Source organism: Rhizobium sp. PEPV16, from assembly GCF_008919455.1.
Taxonomy (GTDB): domain Bacteria; phylum Pseudomonadota; class Alphaproteobacteria; order Rhizobiales; family Rhizobiaceae; genus Rhizobium; species Rhizobium leguminosarum_Q.
In genome coordinates this window covers 16,725-35,113 of the sequence record NZ_VSZV01000335.1, presented here as the reverse complement: position 1 = coordinate 35,113, position 18,389 = coordinate 16,725, and the positions used below count along the sequence as shown (strand labels likewise).

The window sequence follows — 18,389 nt, the reverse complement described above, 5'->3', positions numbered from 1 at the left end:
TGTCATCACACCTGCTCGGCAAGCAACGCGGTGCGCTTGCCTTCCGTTTCGGTCACCTCTTCGGCGGGGATGTGGAAATCACGTCTGTAGTTGAAGGTATGGCCGATCGCGACCACCAGCATGGCGACGAAGGAGACGACCACCAGCCACCACATATACCAGATCAGGCCGAAAGCGAGGGCGACGCTGATGGCCGACAGGATCGCGCCGGTGCCGGTATTCTTCGGCATATGGATCGGCCGGAAGCCTTCCAGCGGACGCGCATAACCGCGGTTCTTCATGTCGTACCAGCTGTCATGATCGTGCACCACCGGCGTGAAGGCGAAGTTGTAATCCGGCGGCGGCGAGGAGGTCGACCATTCCAGCGTGCGGCCGTCCCAGGGATCGCCGCTGTCGTCGCGCAATTCCTCGCGTTTCATGAAGCTGACGACGATCTGGATCAGGAAGGCGGCGATGCCAAGCGCGATCAGGCCGACGCCGAAGGCGGCGATGATGAACCAGATCTGCAGCGACGGATCCTCGAACTGGCTCACACGGCGGGTGACGCCCATCAGGCCGAGCACATAGAGCGGCATGAAGGCGAACCAGAAGCCGATCTGCCAGAACCAGAAGCTCATCTTGCCCCAGAAGGGATCGAGCTTGAAGCCGAATGCTTTCGGGAACCAGTAGTTCACGCCGGCGAACATGCCGAAGAGAACGCCGCCGATGATGACGTTGTGGAAGTGGGCGATGAGGAACAGCGAATTGTGCAGCACGAAGTCGGCCGGCGGCACGGCAAGCATGACGCCGGTCATGCCGCCGATGACGAAGGTCACCATGAAGCCGACCGTCCACAGCATCGGCACCTCAAAGCGGATGCGACCGCGATACATGGTGAAGAGCCAGTTGAAAATCTTCGCCCCGGTCGGGATGGAGATGATCATCGTGGTGATGCCGAAGAAGGAATTGACGCTGGCGCCCGAGCCCATCGTGAAGAAGTGGTGCAGCCAGACGATGTAGGAGAGAATCATGATCACGCACGTCGCGTAGACCATGGAGGCGTAGCCGAAGAGGCGTTTGCCGGAGAAGGTGGCGACGACTTCCGAGAAGATGCCGAAGGCCGGCAGCACGAGAATGTAGACTTCCGGATGACCCCAGATCCAGATGAGGTTGATGTACATCATCGGGTTGCCGCCGAGGTCATTGGTAAAGAAGTTCGTCCCCGCATAGCGGTCGAGCGACAGAAGCGCCAGCGTTGCCGTCAGGATCGGGAAGGAGGCGACGATCAGCACGTTGGTGCAGAGCGCCGTCCAGGTGAAGACCGGCATCTTCATGAAGGTCATGCCCGGCGCACGCATCTTGACGATGGTGGCGATCAGGTTGATGCCCGAAAGCGTCGTTCCGACACCGGCCACCTGCAGGCCCCAGATATAATAATCGACGCCGACGCCCGGACTGTAGGCTGCGCCCGACAGCGGCGGGTAGGCGAGCCAGCCAGTCTGGGCGAATTCGCCGATGAACAGCGACAGCATGATGATGATCGCGCCGGCGGTGGTCATCCAGAAAGAGAAATTGTTGAGGAAGGGGAAGGAGACGTCACGCGCGCCGATCTGCAGCGGCACCACGAAGTTCATCAGACCGGTGACGAAGGGCATCGCCACGAAGAAGATCATGATGACGCCGTGGGCGGTGAAGACCTGGTCGTAATGGTGCGGCGGCAGATAGCCCTCCGAGCCGTTGAAGGCGATCGCCTGCTGGACGCGCATCATGATCGCGTCGGAGAAGCCGCGCAGCAGCATGATGACGGCGAGGATCACATACATGATGCCGATCTTCTTGTGATCGACGCTGCAGATCCAGTCGCGCCAGAGCGGACCCCAGAACTTGAAATAGGTGATGATGCCGAGCACAGCGAGACCGCCGATGACGACGCCGATGAAGGTCACGACCAGGATCGGCTCGTGATAGGGGATGGCATCGAGGGTCAACCGGCCGAAGACGAACTTCAGGAGGTCAGGATTGGAAAACATGGAACAACCCGTTCATTATGTCTTGCGACGCAAAGCGCCAGGTTAATTGTTGTTGTTGAGCTGCGCCGGCGCCGGATCGGCGCCATTGCTCGTGCCGGGCATGGAATGACCCTCATGCTGCATGTCCATGCCGGGCATGTCGTGCTGCATGCTGTTGCCGTCGGTCCGCTCGGCAGGCTCACTGCGTGCCGGTGCCCCGGTCGCCGGCACGGTGGCGGCGGGCGCCACGATGCCTTCGTCGGCATGACGGTTGTCGTATTGCAGCTTCTCGCGGTTCTCGGCACTTTCCTTGCCGCCGCCGCCCATCATGTCGATATGCATCATCTCGTTCATGCACATCTTGCCCGGAGCGGCGCACATGTTGAGGATGGCGTTGTAAAGGTCGGCATCGGCGCCGGCATAATAACGCACTGGTTCCTTCTCGCTCGGCTTCTCGAGCTTGAGATAGGCGTCGCGGTTGAGCATCGTGCCCTGCTGCTTGACCTGCGCCACCCAGGCGTCAAAGCCCGCCTGGTCGAGGCCGTGGAACTTGAAGCGCATGTGCGAGAAGCCACTTCCGCTGTAATTGGCGGAGAAGCCCTCATATTCGCCTTGCTTGTTGATGACGGCGTGCAGCTTCGTCTCCATGCCGGGCATCGCATAGATCTGGCCGGCCAGGGCAGGGATGTAGAAGGAGTTCATCACCGAGGAGGCAGTGATCTTGAAATTGATCGGCATGTCGACCGGGGCAGCGAGTTCGTTGACGGTGGCAATGCCGAGTTCGGGATAGAAGAACAGCCACTTCCAGTCGAGCGCCACGACCTCGACGATCAGCGGCTTGGTATTGGCCGGAATGGCGCGCTCCGCATCGAGGCGGTCGAGCGGGCGATAGGGATCGAGCTTATGCGTGGAAATCCAGGTCACGGCGCCGAGCGCGATGATGATCGCAAGCGGCGCTGCCCAGATCACGATTTCGAGGCGGGTCGAATGGTGCCATTCCGGCGCGTAGGTTGCGGCCGTATTGGAGCGGCGGTAGCGCCAGGCGAAGAACAGCGTCAGGAAGATCACCGGGATGATGATCAAAAGCATCAGCACCGTCGAGATCACGATCAGATCGCGCTGTTGCGCGGCGATGTCGCCGGAGGGCGCCATGACCACCATGTTGCATCCTGCCAGGAAAAGCAGCGGCAAGACGGATAGAAGGCGGGAAAACTTCACCAGTTTTAGCACGTCTCTAAGCTCTTGTTGTTTCGTTCGTTCCGCGACTAACGCACTGAACCTGACAGCGACATGAGGTGTTTGGTCGCAGTGCAGCAATCATGCCGCACTGCGACACAAATCAGGGTGCACTACAGCTTTGGAATCCTGATGAAATCCAAGAAGGATTCTTTCGCCAGCGCATGTTTCAAATCAATATATCCGCAAGAGCCGGCCAAGCCAGCGTCCCCGGGAAAAATCGCGGTCCGGATCACGCTGTTTTTTCCGCCTAAGCCTCATTTTGAGCCGTGATGATGAACTATTTACGTCTTACGGACTTGATAAGCCTGCAGGTTTGATCAAGATCAGGCTGAGGCGCCTTGCCGAAAGCGCTTCAACGAGGGAGGCGTTTTATGGTTACAACATCGCATTACGGTCCGTCATCGTCGTCGCTGGAACGCGACGCGCGGCGCATTCACGACGACAAGCCGGTTTCGCCTGGTAGTATCGCCATCGGCGTGGTGATCGGCCGCATGTCGGAATTCTTCGATTTCTTCGTCTATGGCCTTGCCTCGGTTCTGGTCTTTCCACAGTTGATTTTTCCCTTCGCGCCGGACAGGCTGACGGGCACGCTCTATTCCTTCGCCATCTTCTCGCTTGCCTTCCTGGCTCGCCCCGTCGGCTCCGTCGTCTTCATGACGATCGACCGGCTGTACGGCCGGGGCACGAAGCTGACGATCGCGCTTTTCCTGCTTGGCGGTTCCACCGCCTCGATCGCCTTCCTGCCGGGTTACAACGAGATCGGCGTCTGGTCTATCGCCTTGCTGGCGCTCTTCCGCCTCGGCCAGGGCTTCGCGCTTGGCGGCGCCTGGGACGGCCTTGCCTCGCTGCTGGCGCTCAACGCGCCGGCCAAGCACCGCGGCTGGTATGCGATGATCCCGCAGCTCGGCGCGCCGATCGGCTTTGCGCTGGCCAGCACCCTGTTCGGTTATTTCGTCGCCAATCTTTCCAGTGAAGATTTCCTCTCCTGGGGCTGGCGTTATCCCTTCTTCGTCGCCTTCGCGATCAACGTCGTAGCGCTGTTTGCGCGTTTGCGGCTCGTCATGACCAAGGAATTCGGCACGCTGCTGGAGCAGCATGAGCTGGAAGCAGCCCCCATTCTCGACGTGCTGCGCGTTCACGGCCGCGACATTCTGATCGGCGCCTTCGTTCCGCTCGCAAGCTTCGCGATGTTCCACCTCGTCACCATTTTCCCACTCGGCTGGATGAGCCTTTACGGCAACCAGCCGATCGGCACCTTCATGGTGGTGCAGGTGATCGGCGCCGCGGTCGGCATCCTCACGATCATCGCCTCGGGCCTGATCGCCGACCGTATCGGGCGGCGCGCCCAGCTTGCCATCTGCGCCGTCATCATCGCCGTCTTCAGCTTCGTCGGGCCGAGCCTGATCGCATCCGGCAACAGCGGCCATGACGCTTTCGTCATCATCGGCTTCGGCGTGCTCGGCCTTTCCTTCGGCCAGGCGACGGGCTCGATCTCGTCCCGCTTCGGCCGCGGCTACCGCTATACCGGTGCCGCCTTCACGTCGGATCTGGCCTGGTTGATCGGCGCGGGTTTTGCGCCCCTGGTGGCGCTCAGCCTCTCCAGCCGCTTCGGCCTGACCTTCGTCGGTTACTACCTGCTGTCCGGCGCCATCTGCACGCTTGCAGCGCTTGCCTTCAGCAGGGCGCTGGAGCAGCGCGAATAGGACTTTGCGAGGAAGCCATGCCTGGGAGAGAAGTGGGACCGGATCGTGCCGAGGCTTTGCGGCGAACTCACGAGGCGGCGGCATACGAGGGATGGTTTCTCGAACGGGTCGAGGAAGCAATCCGGGAAGCCGATGATCCGAACGCTGTCTGGATCCCGCATGAAGTCATTAAGGGAGAGATGGCGCGCGAGCGTGCCGAGTTGCTTGCCTTGCTCAAGGATGAGGGCAAGTGAGGATCGTTTGGCCACCCAAATCCTATAGCTGAATCCTACTGCGCCATTTGCGGCTGCTTTGCCGCCCGGGCCGCGGTCAGCTCCGCCGTGGTGTGGTTCAGGCGGTCGGCCAGCACCCGCATGATTTCCACGGCCATCTCGGGGAAATCGCTGAGCAGCTTCAGGAAGTGCTCCTTGCTGATGCGCAGCACCTCTAGCGACGAGGTGGCGCGGACCGTTGCCGTGCGCGAGACATCGCAGAGGATGGCGATTTCGCCGACGATGGAATTGGGTTCGACGTCGGCGACCTTGATCTCGCCGGCCGGCGAAGCGACGACGATATCGGCGGTGCCAGAGAGGATGACATAGGCAGCATCACCGACGTCGCCCTGATGGAAGAGGTCCTGTCCGGCCTTGTAGGTCATGCGATCGGAGGTAAAGGCCAAAAGCTTGAGCTTTGCTGGCGCGATCCTTGAAAAGATCGGCACCCTTCGCAGCATTTCAACTTCGTCTCTCAACAGCATGAGCGTTTCAATCCCCTGACGCAGGGTCCGCGGGACCAAGCGTCTTCAAAACTCTGAGGCGCCCCGTCGGGAACGCCCATTATCGCCGCCCCTATAGAATATTACGATAACAGTTCCTTGAACATCCCGTTTTTCTCGGAAAGTTCCGGATAGTTTCCGGCTTCCGCCAATCCGCCGCGATCAAAGAGCAGTATCCGGTCGAACATCTCGGCCTGCCGGGCGTTGGAGAGCACCCAGATGATCGCCGGGCGATGGCCCTCTTCGTGCAGGCCCTCGATGATGTTGCGGGTGATTTGATCTTGAACGCGCTGGTCGAGCGCCGACAGCGGCCGGTTGAAGATGAAATAGTCCGAGCGCTTCAACAGCGCGCGGGCCAGGTTCAGCTTCTGGCGCTGCACCATGGTCAGGCGCTTGCCACCGGAGCCGACATCGAATTCGAGGCCGATCGACAGCACGTCGTCATAAAGGTCGAGCGCATCGAAGAGTTCGCCCATGATGCCGCGGATGCGGTCGGAAGCGTCGGCCTGCTGATAGGCGATACGGCCGAAGAGCACATTGTCCATCAGGCTTGCCGACGGAGTGAAACGCTCGGCGTCGTAGCGCTCGATCAGCTCGGCGAGATCGGCTGGAATATGCTCGTGGAACTGCTTGCGGGCGCTGACGATCTTGTCCATGAGCTCGTTCGGCAGCAAGCCGAAGCGATGGCGCGGCTCGATATAGGCAAAACTCAGCCGGATGATGGCCGAACGTTCTTCCGGCGTGGCGTCCTCGAAGCGGCGGCTTTGCAGCTTCTGCAGCAGCGCCTGGTAGGTCGGGATGTCGTCCGCCGTCATGAAGGTCAGCTGCTGGAAGAATGGATGGTCCGGCGGCAGGTCATGGAAGAGTTCCACGGCGTTTTCGGCGATCTCGAGGCCCATGGCGTAGAGATCGCTGCTGAGGCCGGTCTCACGGAAGAGCTGCTGGAAATAGGGATGCGCGGCCAGCCTGCGGTTGGTCATCAACGGCCGCTTCATCGTGCCGAAGAGCAGGTTCTCTCCGACCGTTGCCTGGGCGTTATAGGCATCGAAATCGAAAGGCACGACGATCGTGTCGAGCCCCTCGTCGCGCAGCCGGTCCCTGAGCGAGGCGCGTAGCGCCACGACGTGGTCGCCGAGCGCCACATGCACGTCGGTGTTGACGGTCGAGCGCAGCGCCAGATCGAGGATGTCCTGCGAGATCAGGACGGCGTCGAGCACTGGGCGGATCGCTTTCAGAATGTCCTCGGGCCCGCTGGCGCCGGCTGCCTTGTAGTCCACCCAGTCGCTGTTGAGGTCGAGCGTCGGATTGCCGGCCTTCTCCGCCTCGGCGGAATGCCATTTATACTCCAGCGCTTCGCGCTCGTCGTAAACCGGATCGGTCATCGGCGCATGTTTCAGGCCGTAGAGCAGATTGCTGGCGAGCGTGCCGTGGAAGAAGAAGGTGTCGGACGAGGCATAGGAGATCCGCCGGCCGGTGATCGATTCCGGCATGTCGAGGAGATCGCGGCCGTCGATGGTGATGCGGCCGGAGTCCGGCCAGACCATGCGGCCGAGCGCTTCGGCGAAGGCTTCCGCGCCGCTGCCGTTCGGCCCGACGATCGCCACCGTCTCGTTCGGCTTGATCTCGACGGAGACATGGTCGACGAGGCGGGCGCCGCTATCGTCGGAGAGCGACAGGTTGGTGACGACGAACGCGCCCGTCAGTGCACCGACCGGGGCGGTTGCGAGTTCCTGGATGCGGCTGTCGATCAGCGGCTCGACGTTGAACTGCTCATAGACCTGCTGGTATTTCACCTGCACGTCCTGGCGCATCTGGTCCCAGTCGATCAGTTCCTTCAGCGGGCCGGGCAAGTCCTTGTAGGCTGATATGACGGCGACGAGCTGGCCGATGTCGAGCCGGCCCTGCAGCGCCAGGTAGCCGCCGATCGCGTAAAACAGGAACGGCGTGACCTGAGCGAGGAAGTTGTTGATGAACTTCACCAGGAATTTCCACTGGTAAAGGTCGTAGCGGATCGAGAAAATCCGGCCGAGCCGCGAGGCGATGTCGGCGCGTTCGAGGTTCGACGTGTCGTTGCCGTGGATCGTGCCGATGCCCTCGACGATTTCGCCGACGCGGCCGGAGAGTTCGCGCGCCGTCAGCTGCCGCTGGCGGCCGAGTTCCAGCAGGCGCTTGCGCATGCGGGGAATGACGACCGCCTGAACGCCGACGATGCCGGCGGCGATCATGCCAAGCCAGAAATTCTGGACGATGATGAAGACGAGCGCCGTGATCGCCTGGCCGCCGAGAAGGGCAGGGGAGACGAAGGCGTCGCCGGTGAAGCCGCCCATCGGCTCCACCTCGTCCTTGATCATGGTGGCGATTTCGGCCGATTTCACCCGCTTGAAGTGAATGGGCGGGAAGCGCAGCACCCGGTCGATCAGCTCGAAGCGGATACGACGCAGCATGCGCTCGCCGAGCCGGCCCTTATAGGTGTTGATGTAGAACTTGAAGAGGCCGTTCAGCACCACCAGCGCCAGAAACACCAAGCTGAGGGCCATCAGCATCTGGAAGCGGTTGAGCTGCAACCCTTGAAAGAATTCGACATGGCCGATCAGCGGCAGGTCGTAGGCAATATGCATGAAGGTCTGCGTTGCGCCCGGACCTTCGAAGCCGTCACCTTGGATCGGTCCGTTGACGATCTGCTTCGGCAGGTCGAAGGATAGGAAGTAGGGCACCATCGATGCGGCGACGACAGCCAGAATCCACAGCTGCTGCAGCCGCGTGTTCTTCCAGATGTAGCGGGCGAGGCTTTTTTCCATGGCTAACCGTCAGCTTGCTGGGAAATTCCGGGGGCGCGATCCGGGCGCCGGGACGGGAAGGAATTTTGAGAACAGGATCATGCAGCCGGACCGCCGATATCGCAATGAAAACAAGGCGAAGCGACCGGCTGCAAAAATGCCGATTCTCGCCGGAACATTGCTTATATCACAGGAATTTTGGATTAGGCGAGGGATTCGGCAATCATGGAGCGAATGATGCCGGCGGTTTTCTCCGCCCCGTCGAGGTCGAGCAAGACCGGCCCCCGGCGCGGCGCCGCGAGCGCCTTTTCGACCGCCTCTTTCACATGGCCCGACGTCAGTCCGTTTTCCGGCAGGATATCGGCGAGGCCGAGCGCCTGCAGCCGTTCGGCGCGCACCGTCTGCTCGGTCTCGCCGCCGGCGACGAAGGGGATGAGGATCGCCCGGCATTCGGTGCGCAGCAGGTCGCCGACCGTATTGTAGCCTGCCTGCGAGATCGAGACTTTCGCACCGCGCAGCAGCGAGGGAAAATCCTTGCGGAAGCGCACCAGCGTCACATTCGGGGCCGCGTCCTCAGCCAGCGCGGCGAAATCGGCCTCCGGCAGGTTCGGGCCGGCGACCAGCAGCCAGCGAAGATTGTCCGGCAGCAACGTTGCCGCCTCTTTCGCCGCGCCGATCAGCGCGGCGCCGACCGCGCCGCCGCCCGCCGATGCGATGATGTCGAATGTCTCAGTCGGTTCCGGCGCCGGCGGGGCTGCGACGAGGCCGGTATAGCGCAGCCTGTCGGCGATCTCGGGTGTCAGCGGGAAGGTGTCCTCGAGCCTCACGAAACCGGGATCGCCGTGGACGAGCACGGCATCGAAATGGTCCTTGACCAGCGTGACGGTCTCCGCGTCGCGGCCGGCCTTGCGGTTTTCCTGCAGGATGTCGCGCACCGAGCTCAAGAGTTTCGGCCGCGGTTCGGCCTTTTCGATCGCCTCGAGCAGCGGCAGCAGTTCGAAGCGCATCTGTCGCCGGCCGAAGGGGAAGGCTTCGATGATGACGACATCCGGCCTTGCGGCATGGAAGGCGTCGAGCAGCAGCAGGCGGCGGGCATGGAGGAAATCCTCGCCGGCTGGCCGGCCATCGGCATCGGCGAGGCCGGAGAAACCGGCATTGCTGGCGACGACCGCCGGCAGGGCCACGGTCTTCACGCCCTCGCCCGGAAAGCCCGGCACCGGCAGGCCGCCGGTTACGACAGTGACGTCAAAACCGTCCGTCACCAAGGCATTGGCGATGCGGCTGGCGCGGGCTATATGGCCGATGCCGAGCAGATGCTGGACATAGAAGAAAATACGCGGTGTCGTCATGACGCCTTCTGCCATTCGGCCTCGAACAGGCCGGTGAGCTGTCTGATGCTGGAGTGATAGTCGAAATATTCGCGCACCTGGTTTTCGGCGGCATCGCCGAGGCGCTTGCGCAGCGCCGGGTCGCGGATCGCCGCTTCCAGCGCTCCGGCCAGCAGTGCCGGGTCCTCCGGCGGCACGACGAGGCCGTTTTCACCGTTCTTCAGGAGCTCCGGCACGCCGGATACGTCGGTCGAGAGACAGACGAGCCGCTGGCTGGAGGCTTCGACCAGGACGTTCGGCAAGCCGTCGCGGTCGCCGTTGGCGGCGATGCGGCAGGCAAGCGCGAAGAGGTCGGCGCGGCGGTAATGATCGAGCACGTCTTCCTGCGCCATGGCGCCCTTCCAGACGATGCGGCCGGAAATGCCGAGTTCGGTCGCCAGCGCTTTCAGTTTCGCAAGCTCCTCGCCGCCGCCGATATGGTCCATGCGCCAGTGAAGGTCGGCGGGCAAAAGCGCCAGCGCGCGCAGCAACACGTCGTAGCCCTTCTTCTCGACGGCGCGGCCGACGCTGAGGATGAAGGCCGGATCGTCGGGGTCGCTGCCGGTGCGGTCCGAACGCTCGCCGGCAAAATGGCCGAAGCGGGCGAGATCGAGACCGTGGTAACTCAGGTGCACGGCCTCCCTGCGTGATGTCAGCGTCCGCATATGGTCGTAGCCCGTCCTGGTGCAGGTGACGGTCCAGCGGGCGCTGCCGAGCTTTTCGTTCAGGTCCCAGTCTGGCGACGTCCATATGTCCTTGGCATGCGCCGAACAGGTCCAGGGCGTGCCCGTGAGGATGCTCGCATATTCCGTCACCGAGGCCGGCGTGTGGATGAAATGGGCATGCAGCCATTCGCCCTCGTCCGGCCATTCGCGCCCCAGCACCAGTGCCTGGCCGAGACGGCGGAAGCGATTGCGGGAGATGTCGCGCTTGAGATCGGCGAGGAAGCGTTTCATCAGCGCCTTGAAGCCGGGTTTAGAGAAACCGGCGATGAAGCCCTTCAGCACGCGGATCGGCTCCTCGTGCAGATATTCCGGGAGATAGACGACGCGCGCCCGGATCTCCTCATGCACGGGATGGCGCTTCCTGTCGGTCGGCCGGCGCATCGAAATCAGCGTCAGGTCGAAGCCGGCCTTTTCGAGGCCGAGCAGCTCCTGGGCGATGAAGGTTTCCGAAAGGCGGGGATAGCCTTTCAGCACGACGAGGATCTTGCGGCGTGGCGGCAAGGCTTTGCCCTATTCCGCGCCGACGAGGGAAAGGTGGCTGCCGCGGCCGTCGATCCACCGGCCGACGGTCTGCGAGATATGGTCCAGTCCTTCGAGACGCATATTGCCGCCGCTCTTCGACGGTGGCTGGCGGGAGGGCAGGCGCTTTAGCGCCTCGGCCATGATTGTGGGGTCGACCGACTGGTCCGGCAGCAGCATGTCGACGAGGCCGAGCTCGCTTGCCCGCTGGGCGCGCAGCAGCTGCTCCTCGCGCGGCTTGACACGCGGCACGATGAGGGCCGGTTTGTCGAAGGAGAGGATCTCGCAATAGGTGTTGTAGCCACCCATGGCGACGACGCCGGTGGCGCTGTCGATCAGCTCTTCCATGTGATTGTCGAACTCGATCACCTCGATATAGGGAATGGCTTCCCCCTTCTGCACCAGCTTGGAGCGCTCGGCGGCCGGCATATAGGGCCCGAGCACCACGAGCGCCTTCTGCGTCAGCGTCGGATCGGCCTCGTAGGCATTCATGACGTCGTGGACGAGATCGGAGCCGTCGCCGCCGCCGCCCGTGGTGACGAGGATGTAATTGTCCTTGCGGGCGTTGATCGAGGTCTTGCCCCTGGAGACGCTGCGCTGCAGGAAGCCGACGAAATCCATCTTCCGGCGCAGGCTGGCCGGCACGTCGAGGCCGATCAGCGGATCGTAGAAATCCGGCGGACCATAGACCCAGACACTGTCGTAATATTGGTCGATCTTCTGCATGATGCTGTTCTTCTTCCACTCGGCCTCGAGCAGATGCGGCGCGTCCATGATCTCGCGCAGGCCGAGAACCAGGACGGTGCCGCGGGCCTTGAGATAGGCGAGCGTATCCTCGACCTCGCCCTTCAGTCCCATCGGTTCCTTGTCGACGATGAAGATATCGGGCTGGAAGGTCTCGGCCGTGTGGCGAATGCTCGATTCGCGCATCTTCAGCGTCTCGTGCAGGTCGATATGGCTGGCGAGCGAGGTATATTCACCGTTGCGGAGCTTGATGACGCTCGGGATCTTCACGAAGTCGACACGGGCGCGATAGTCGAAGGCGCCGGCGATCGTGGCACCCGAAATGATCAGAATATTGAGGCCGCGATAATCCTCGACCAGCGCATGGGCGATGGCGCGGCAGCGGCGCAGATGGCCGAGACCGAAGGTATCGTGGCTGTACATGAGGATGCGCGCATCTTCGAGACGTCTGGACATGGGCATCCCTTCTGGGCTCAGCAACATAGTTAGTACCCCCACCGTCCGGAGGCCAAGAGGTGGGGGCGGTGCCGTGATGCGCCGCCGCGTTTCCTGCTATTTGTAGGGATCTGCCGCATCACGCAAGCCGTCTCCCAGAAAGTTGAACGCCAAAATGACGAGAACAACAGGAATGATCGGATAGAGCAGCCATGGATAGAAGGCGATGACGCTGACGCTTTTTGCCTCGGTCAGCAGAATGCCCCAGCTGGTGATCGGCGGACGAAGCCCAAGGCCGAGGAAGGAGAGCGCGGTCTCTCCAAGGATCATGCCGGGGATTGAAATCGTCGCCGACGCAATGAGATGTGACATGAAGCCCGGCACCAGATGGCGGCCGATGATGCGCGGCGTGCTGGCGCCCATCAGCTGTGCGGCCTGGACATAATCTTCCTCGCGCAGCGCCAGGAGTTTGGAGCGCACGGCACGCGCCAGACCCGTCCAGTCGATGATGCCGAGGATGACGGTGATGCCGAAATAGATGACGATCGGGCTCCACGTCACCGGCATGATGGCGGCCAGCGCCATCCACAGCGGCAGGCTCGGCAGCGATTGCAGCACCTCGATCAGGCGCTGGACGATGAGATCGAAAAAGCCGCCGCGATAACCGGCAAGGCCGCCGATGACGATGCCGAGCACGAAGCTGATCGAAATGCCGATCAGACCGATGGTCAGCGATATCCGCGCGCCGTAGAGGATGCGCGAGAGTACGTCGCGGCCGAGCCGGTCGGTGCCGAGCAGGAACATCTGGCCGCCGATCGCCGGGCAGACGAGATGATAGTTCGAGGCGACGAGGCCCCAGAATTTGTAGGCATCGCCGCGGCAGAAGAAACGGATCGGCTGCACGTCGTTCGGCCTGTCGGTATAGACGCGGTGCAGCGTGTCGAGATCGAGCGCCATGCTGCGGCCGTAGACGAAGGGACCGACGAAGCTGCCCTTGTCGAAGAGGTGGATCTGCTGCGGCGGCGCGTGGATGAAATCGACATTGCGCGTGTGCAGGCCATAAGGCGCCAGGAACTCGACGATCAGGATCATCAGGTAGACGACGGCGAGAAAGATGCCGGAGATCAAGGCGAGCCTGTGCTGCTTGAACTTCCACCACATCAGCTGCTTCTGCGAGGCGAGATGGATGCGCGATTGCGCCGCCGTCAAGTTTTCGGTCGCCTGGGGATCGAAGGGAGCGGTCGAGACGTAGTGCGGCAGCGGCGCGCCGGGTGCGGGAAGGGGCGACATTATTTGGTGCTCCTGCCTTGCAGACGGATACGGGGATCGAGGAAGCCGAGGGCGATGTCGGAGATCAGTACGCCGATGACGTTGAGGAAGGCCAGGAACATCAGGAAGGAGCCGGCGAGATACATGTCCTGGCTCTGCAGCGCCTTGATCAGCATCGGCCCGGTCGTTTCCAGCGACAGGACGATCGCCACGATTTCGGCGCCGGAAATGATCGACGGCAGGATCGAGCCGATATCGGCGACGAAGAAATTGAGCGCCATGCGCAGCGGATATTTGACCAAGGCCCGCATCGGATGCAGGCCCTTGGCCCGCGCGGTCGTCACATATTGCTTCTGCATCTCGTCGAGAAGATTGGCGCGCAGCCGCCGGATCATGCCGGCCGTCCCGGCAGTGCCGACGATGATAACGGGGATCCAAAGATGGCCGAGGATCGACTTCGCCTTTTCCCAGCTCATCGGCGCGTTGAGATATTGCTGGTCCATCAGATGGCCGATCGACAGACCGAACCAGACATTGGCGAAATACATCAGGATCAGCGCCAGCATGAAGTTCGGAATGGCGATGCCGAGCAGGCCGAGGAAGGTCAGCCCGTAATCACTCCAGCTGTACTGATGCGTCGCCGAATAAATGCCGATGGGAAAGGCGATCAGCCAGGTGAGCAGGATCGTCGTGAAGGAGACGAGCATCGTCAGCCACAGCCGTTCGCCGACCACGTCCGAGACCGGGAGCTGGTATTCGAAGGAATAGCCGAAATCGCCGTGCAGCATGCCGCCGACCCAATAGAAATAGCGCACGATTTCCGGCTTGTCGAAGCCGTATTGCTGGCGCATCTCTTCGATTTCCTGGAGATTGGCGGTCTCGCCGGAGGCCCGCAGCTCGGCGATCTGGCTCTCGAAGAAGTCGCCCGGCGGCAGCTCGATGATGGTGAAGACCAGCGCCGAAATGACGAAGAGCGTCGGCACCATGGCGGCGATGCGCCAGAGAATGTATCTGAGCACGCCTCAGGCCTCCTTGTACCAGAATGCATCCGGCATGTAGACGCCGAGATAGGAGGTGGGGTCGAAGCCGTAGAGCGCTCTGTCCGGCAGGTTCTGCAGCTTGGCGGCGCGAAGGATCGGCTGCGGCGTGCTGTTGATGAGGCCGATCGAGAAGACCTGCTGCGTATAGATCGACAGCATCCTGTGCCAGATCACCTGGCGTTCCTCGAACTTCGCCGTCGAGCCCCATTGGCTGAGCAGGTTGACCAGCTCGGCTGCCTCCGGCAGGTCGGGTGCGACCCCCTCCTGGCCGGCGGAGAGGTAATGCATGCCCCAGAGCGGCCATTGCAACTGATCGTCGAGTGTGGGCGCAAGGCCGGCCGGCGACATGTCGGCCGTCGGCACGCCATTGTCGAGGCCGTACCAGATCGACATCATGATCGAACCGCTCATAGCGCGATTGCGGAAGACATCGCGCTGCGAGGTCCGGGTATAGAGCGCCAGGCCGATATTGGCCCAGTGATCTCGCACCAGTTCCAGCACGTCGGTGTCCAGATTGCTCTCGCCGGCGGTCTCGACGGTGATCTCGGCGCGACGCCCGTCCGGCAGCAGCCGAATGCCGTCGTCGCCGCGTTTGGTCAAGCCGAGTTCGTCGAGCAGGCGGTTGGCCTCGTCGGGATCGAACTTCACGAAGGCATCGGCATATTCCTGCTTGAAGAGCGGGCTATCGGGCAGGACGGTATCGGCGCTCGGCGTTCCCAGACCGTAAAAAGCGACCATGTTAATCTCGTGCCGGTTTATCGCCAACGACAGCGCCCGGCGCAGGCGCACGTCGCGGAACAGGCCGCGCCACACCTCGTCGGCACAGTTGAGGTTCGGCAAGAGCGTGATGCGCGAGCCGCGCGCCAGCTTCCAGAGATTGACCTTCACCGGGAAGCGCTTCTCGGCCTCCTTCAGGAAAGTGTAGTCGTTGAAATCGATGCCGGTCGCCTGCAGGTCGGCTTCGCCGGCCCCGGCCTTGGCGGCGATGATCGACGAGGAGGAGACGTTGAGGACGAAACGGTCGAGATAAGGTAGCTGCCTGCCGGTTTCGTCGACGCGGTGGAAGAACGGGTTGCGCTCGAAGACGAATTGCTCGGCCGGCAGTGGCGTCGTGTTGCGCCAGGGATCGAGCGTCGGCAGGTTCGGATTCTCAGGACGGTACGAGCGCGCCATCTTGATGTGCAGGTCCTGCCACTTCTTGACGCGGCTGGCCTTCATCATCTGTTCCATCTTCGCTTCGTCGGACTGAAATTTCTTGTGGAACTGCTTCAGGTAATGCGCCGGCCCGACGATGACGAGCGGCAAGGGCCCCGCCAGGGTCGGCAGGAACATCGGGTTGGGCTTTTCCCAGGTGTAGCGCACCGTCAGCGGATCGAGCATCTCGAAGCGCGGCAGGCTGCCATGCGGACGAAGCTCCAGCGCGCCGCCGCCCGGCGTCAGCTTCTCGTTCAGGATGACGTCTTCCCACCAATAGCGGAAATCGTCGGCTGTGAACGGCTGGCCGTCTGACCATTTATGACCTTCGCGCAGCGTGAAAGTGAAGACCCTCTCGTCCTCGGCGTGGAAATCGGCCAGAATATCCGGCTGGAACTGCAGGTGCTTGTCATAGCCGACCAGACGGGCATAGCCGTAAATCGTCATGAACCGGATGTCGCGCTGGCCGCCGATGATGGTGCGCACCGTGCCGCCATAGGTGCCGGGCTGCAGCCCCATCTCCTTCAGGTTGACGATGCGTGGGCGAGCGGGAATGCGCTCGGCCATCGGCGGCAGGCTGCCTGATGCCAACCGCTCCTTCAGGAATTCCGGCTCGCTGTCTTGTCCGGCGCGAAGCACCGCGGGTGCGATCGCAGCACCGACAAGGCCGCCGAGAAAGATGCGACGCGTCACCATCAGCGCAACTCCTTGGCATCGGCGCCTTTGCGGGCGCGCACCAGATGGCCGTCGCCGAGGTCGGCATAGGCAAGTTCGGAAGCGTCGTCATGCTCGGCGGTGAAGGTCGCGCCCCAGTTCTGCTTGTCGGCGGCGCCGTTTTCCCTGAGCGCCTTGAAATCGAGCGGCCGGTCGAGATCGGGAAAGGGGACGGCGGCGAGCAGCGATTTCGTATAGGGGTGCACCGGATCGCGCAGGATGATCTCGCGCGGCGCAATCTCGACGATGCGGCCCTTGCACATCACCGCGATGCGGTCGGCCATGTAATCGACGACGGCGAGATTGTGCGAAATGAATAGATAGGTAAGCCCCAGTTCCTTCTGCAAGTCCTTCAACAGGTTGAGGATCTGCGCTTGCACGGAGACGTCGAGCGCCGAGACCGGCTCATCGAGGATGACGAGCTTCGGGCCGAGCGCGAGTGCGCGCGCGATGCCGATGCGCTGACGCTGGCCGCCTGAAAAACTGTGCGGGTAACGGCTGAGATAACGCTTGTCGAGGCCGATTGCCGCCATCAACCCTTCGACCTTGCGCTTGCGCTCGTCACTGTCGCCGCGGTCATGGATCTCGAGTGGTTCACTCAGGATGTTGCGCACCGTCATGCGTGGCGAGAGCGAGGAGACCGGGTCCTGGAACACCATCTGGATCTTGGTCCGCATGTCCTGCAGTTCTGAGCCTTTGACGGAGAGGACGTCGACGACCTCCTTGCCGTCATTGAACACCACCGCGCCGCTGTCCGGCGTGATGGCGCGCATCAGGATCTTGCTGAGCGTCGTCTTGCCGCAGCCGGACTCGCCCACCAGGCCGAGACATTCGCCGCGGCGGATGTCGAAGCTGACGTCGTCGACGGCGCGCAGGACGGTGGCTTCGTGCTTGCCGAAGAAACTGCGCTTGCGCGTCTTGTAGGTCTTCGAGAGATTGGCGACGGAAAGCAGGATGCCCGGCGCCTCTGCCTGGAGAGGCTTTTTCTTGCCAACCAGGGACTCGAGATTGACCGTTACATCGCGCAGCGCTTTCAGCCGCTCGCCCGGTTTCATGTCAAAATGCGGAACGGCGGCCATCAGGCCCTTGAGATAGGGATGCTGCGGATTGCGGAAGATATCCTCGACGGGTCCTGCTTCCATGATCTCGCCGTGGTAGATGACGACAACCTCGTCGGCCATGTTGGCGACGATGCCGAGATCGTGGGTAATCAGCAGCATCGCCATGCCGAGCTTCGCCTGCAGCTCGCGGAGCAGTTCCAGGATCTGCGCCTGGATCGTCACGTCGAGCGCGGTCGTCGGCTCGTCGGCAATCAATAGCGCCGGTTTGCAGATCAGCGCCATGGCGATCATCGCGCGCTGCCGCATGCCGCCGGACAGTTCGAACGGATACATGTCGTAGGTGCGATGTGGGTTAGAGAAGCCGACCAGGCCGAGCATCTCCTCGGTCTTCTCACGGGCTTCCTGCTTGTCGGCTTCGGTATGGATCAGCAGCACTTCGCTGATCTGATTGCCGATCGTATGCAGCGGCGAGAGCGAGGTCATCGGCTCCTGGAAGATCGTCGCCATGCGCCGGCCGCGCAGATCGCGCATTTCCTCGCTGTCGCGCGGAAAGGACAGGATATCAGTTGTGCTGCCGTCGAGCGGATCGGTGAAAAGGATGCTGCCCGAGGCCTTGGCCGGATTGGGCAGGATGCCCATGATCGACTGGCTGATTACCGATTTTCCCGAGCCGGATTCACCGACGAGAGCGGTGACCTTGCCCGGAAGAATGCGAAGATTTGCTTGTTTTACGACGCGTAGCCGGTCACCGAAAACCGAGAAGGAGACGTCGAGATTTTCAATACGCAACAGATCCGCTGCAGACGCCATACCAATGAAATTCCCCAGTCTTCTATGTTCCCGTTAAGGCACACTATCGT

The 18,389-nt window shown here is 62.1% G+C and carries 12 protein-coding genes and 1 pseudogene; 2 read left to right on the top strand and 11 right to left on the bottom strand.

What is annotated here, in order from left to right; all coding sequences use genetic code 11:
- Positions 1-5: 5 nt before the first annotated feature.
- Both cyoB and cyoA read right to left on the bottom strand, forming a co-directional pair.
- On the bottom strand, positions 6-2,009 hold the full coding sequence (gene cyoB / locus FY112_RS24450) for a cytochrome o ubiquinol oxidase subunit I (protein WP_151519458.1): 2,004 nt from the start codon (positions 2,007-2,009) through the stop codon (positions 6-8).
- Positions 2,010-2,051: 42 nt separating this feature from the next.
- Positions 2,052-3,206 (bottom strand): ubiquinol oxidase subunit II, encoded by a 1,155-nt coding sequence (gene cyoA, locus FY112_RS24445; protein ID WP_280760015.1) that lies wholly within the window; start codon positions 3,204-3,206, stop codon positions 2,052-2,054.
- A gap of 392 nt (positions 3,207-3,598) precedes the next feature.
- Between cyoA and FY112_RS24440 the strand changes: the two genes are divergently transcribed.
- Positions 3,599-4,930, top strand: a complete 1,332-nt coding sequence (locus FY112_RS24440) for an MFS transporter (protein ID WP_017957805.1) — start codon at positions 3,599-3,601, stop codon at positions 4,928-4,930.
- A 38-nt stretch (positions 4,931-4,968) separates the two neighbouring features.
- A pseudogene (locus FY112_RS24435) lies at positions 4,969-5,163 on the top strand (hypothetical protein); the annotation flags it as partial.
- Between the two features lie 35 nt (positions 5,164-5,198).
- Here the strand turns inward: FY112_RS24435 and FY112_RS24430 are convergent.
- From FY112_RS24430 to FY112_RS24390, 9 genes are all read right to left on the bottom strand, one after another.
- Positions 5,199-5,666 (bottom strand): cyclic nucleotide-binding domain-containing protein, encoded by a 468-nt coding sequence (locus tag FY112_RS24430; protein ID WP_017957806.1) that lies wholly within the window; start codon positions 5,664-5,666, stop codon positions 5,199-5,201.
- A gap of 101 nt (positions 5,667-5,767) precedes the next feature.
- On the bottom strand, positions 5,768-8,482 hold the full coding sequence (locus tag FY112_RS24425; RefSeq protein WP_065283922.1) for an ABC transporter transmembrane domain-containing protein: 2,715 nt from the start codon (positions 8,480-8,482) through the stop codon (positions 5,768-5,770).
- 182 nt (positions 8,483-8,664) lie between these two features.
- On the bottom strand, positions 8,665-9,810 hold the full coding sequence (locus FY112_RS24420; protein ID WP_151519457.1) for a glycosyltransferase: 1,146 nt from the start codon (positions 9,808-9,810) through the stop codon (positions 8,665-8,667).
- Complete coding sequence (locus FY112_RS24415) at positions 9,807-11,054, bottom strand: glycosyltransferase (RefSeq protein WP_151519456.1); 1,248 nt, start codon at positions 11,052-11,054, stop codon at positions 9,807-9,809. Before FY112_RS24415 ends, FY112_RS24420 begins: the two co-directional genes overlap by 4 nt.
- Before the next feature lie 9 nt (positions 11,055-11,063).
- Positions 11,064-12,272: a glycosyltransferase family protein gene (locus FY112_RS24410; protein ID WP_017957810.1), complete on the bottom strand. Its 1,209-nt coding sequence runs from the start codon at positions 12,270-12,272 to the stop codon at positions 11,064-11,066.
- A 96-nt stretch (positions 12,273-12,368) separates the two neighbouring features.
- Complete coding sequence (locus FY112_RS24405) at positions 12,369-13,541, bottom strand: ABC transporter permease (RefSeq protein ID WP_168276394.1); 1,173 nt, start codon at positions 13,539-13,541, stop codon at positions 12,369-12,371.
- The gene (locus tag FY112_RS24400; protein ID WP_017957812.1) at positions 13,541-14,539 is read right to left on the bottom strand and encodes an ABC transporter permease; all 999 of its coding nucleotides are present in this window, start codon (positions 14,537-14,539) and stop codon (positions 13,541-13,543) included. The genes FY112_RS24405 and FY112_RS24400 overlap by 1 nt, the downstream gene beginning before the upstream one ends.
- Before the next feature lie 3 nt (positions 14,540-14,542).
- Positions 14,543-16,450 (bottom strand): ABC transporter substrate-binding protein, encoded by a 1,908-nt coding sequence (locus FY112_RS24395; RefSeq protein WP_151519455.1) that lies wholly within the window; start codon positions 16,448-16,450, stop codon positions 14,543-14,545.
- Complete coding sequence (locus tag FY112_RS24390) at positions 16,450-18,339, bottom strand: ABC transporter ATP-binding protein (RefSeq protein ID WP_017957814.1); 1,890 nt, start codon at positions 18,337-18,339, stop codon at positions 16,450-16,452. Before FY112_RS24390 ends, FY112_RS24395 begins: the two co-directional genes overlap by 1 nt.
- Positions 18,340-18,389 lie beyond the last annotated feature (50 nt).

Bases quoted from the DNA above. Each gene is read 5' to 3' on its own strand.
- cyoB (WP_151519458.1), bottom strand. From the start codon at position 2,009: ATGTTTTCCAATCCTGACCTCCTGAAGTTCGTCTTCGGCCGGTTGACC.
- FY112_RS24440 (WP_017957805.1), top strand. From the start codon at position 3,599: ATGGTTACAACATCGCATTACGGTCCGTCATCGTCGTCGCTGGAACGC.
- FY112_RS24430 (WP_017957806.1), bottom strand. From the start codon at position 5,666: ATGCTGTTGAGAGACGAAGTTGAAATGCTGCGAAGGGTGCCGATCTTT.
- FY112_RS24425 (WP_065283922.1), bottom strand. From the start codon at position 8,482: ATGGAAAAAAGCCTCGCCCGCTACATCTGGAAGAACACGCGGCTGCAG.
- FY112_RS24420 (WP_151519457.1), bottom strand. From the start codon at position 9,810: ATGACGACACCGCGTATTTTCTTCTATGTCCAGCATCTGCTCGGCATC.
- FY112_RS24410 (WP_017957810.1), bottom strand. From the start codon at position 12,272: ATGTCCAGACGTCTCGAAGATGCGCGCATCCTCATGTACAGCCACGAT.
- FY112_RS24405 (WP_168276394.1), bottom strand. From the start codon at position 13,541: ATGTCGCCCCTTCCCGCACCCGGCGCGCCGCTGCCGCACTACGTCTCG.
- FY112_RS24395 (WP_151519455.1), bottom strand. From the start codon at position 16,450: ATGGTGACGCGTCGCATCTTTCTCGGCGGCCTTGTCGGTGCTGCGATC.
- FY112_RS24390 (WP_017957814.1), bottom strand. From the start codon at position 18,339: ATGGCGTCTGCAGCGGATCTGTTGCGTATTGAAAATCTCGACGTCTCC.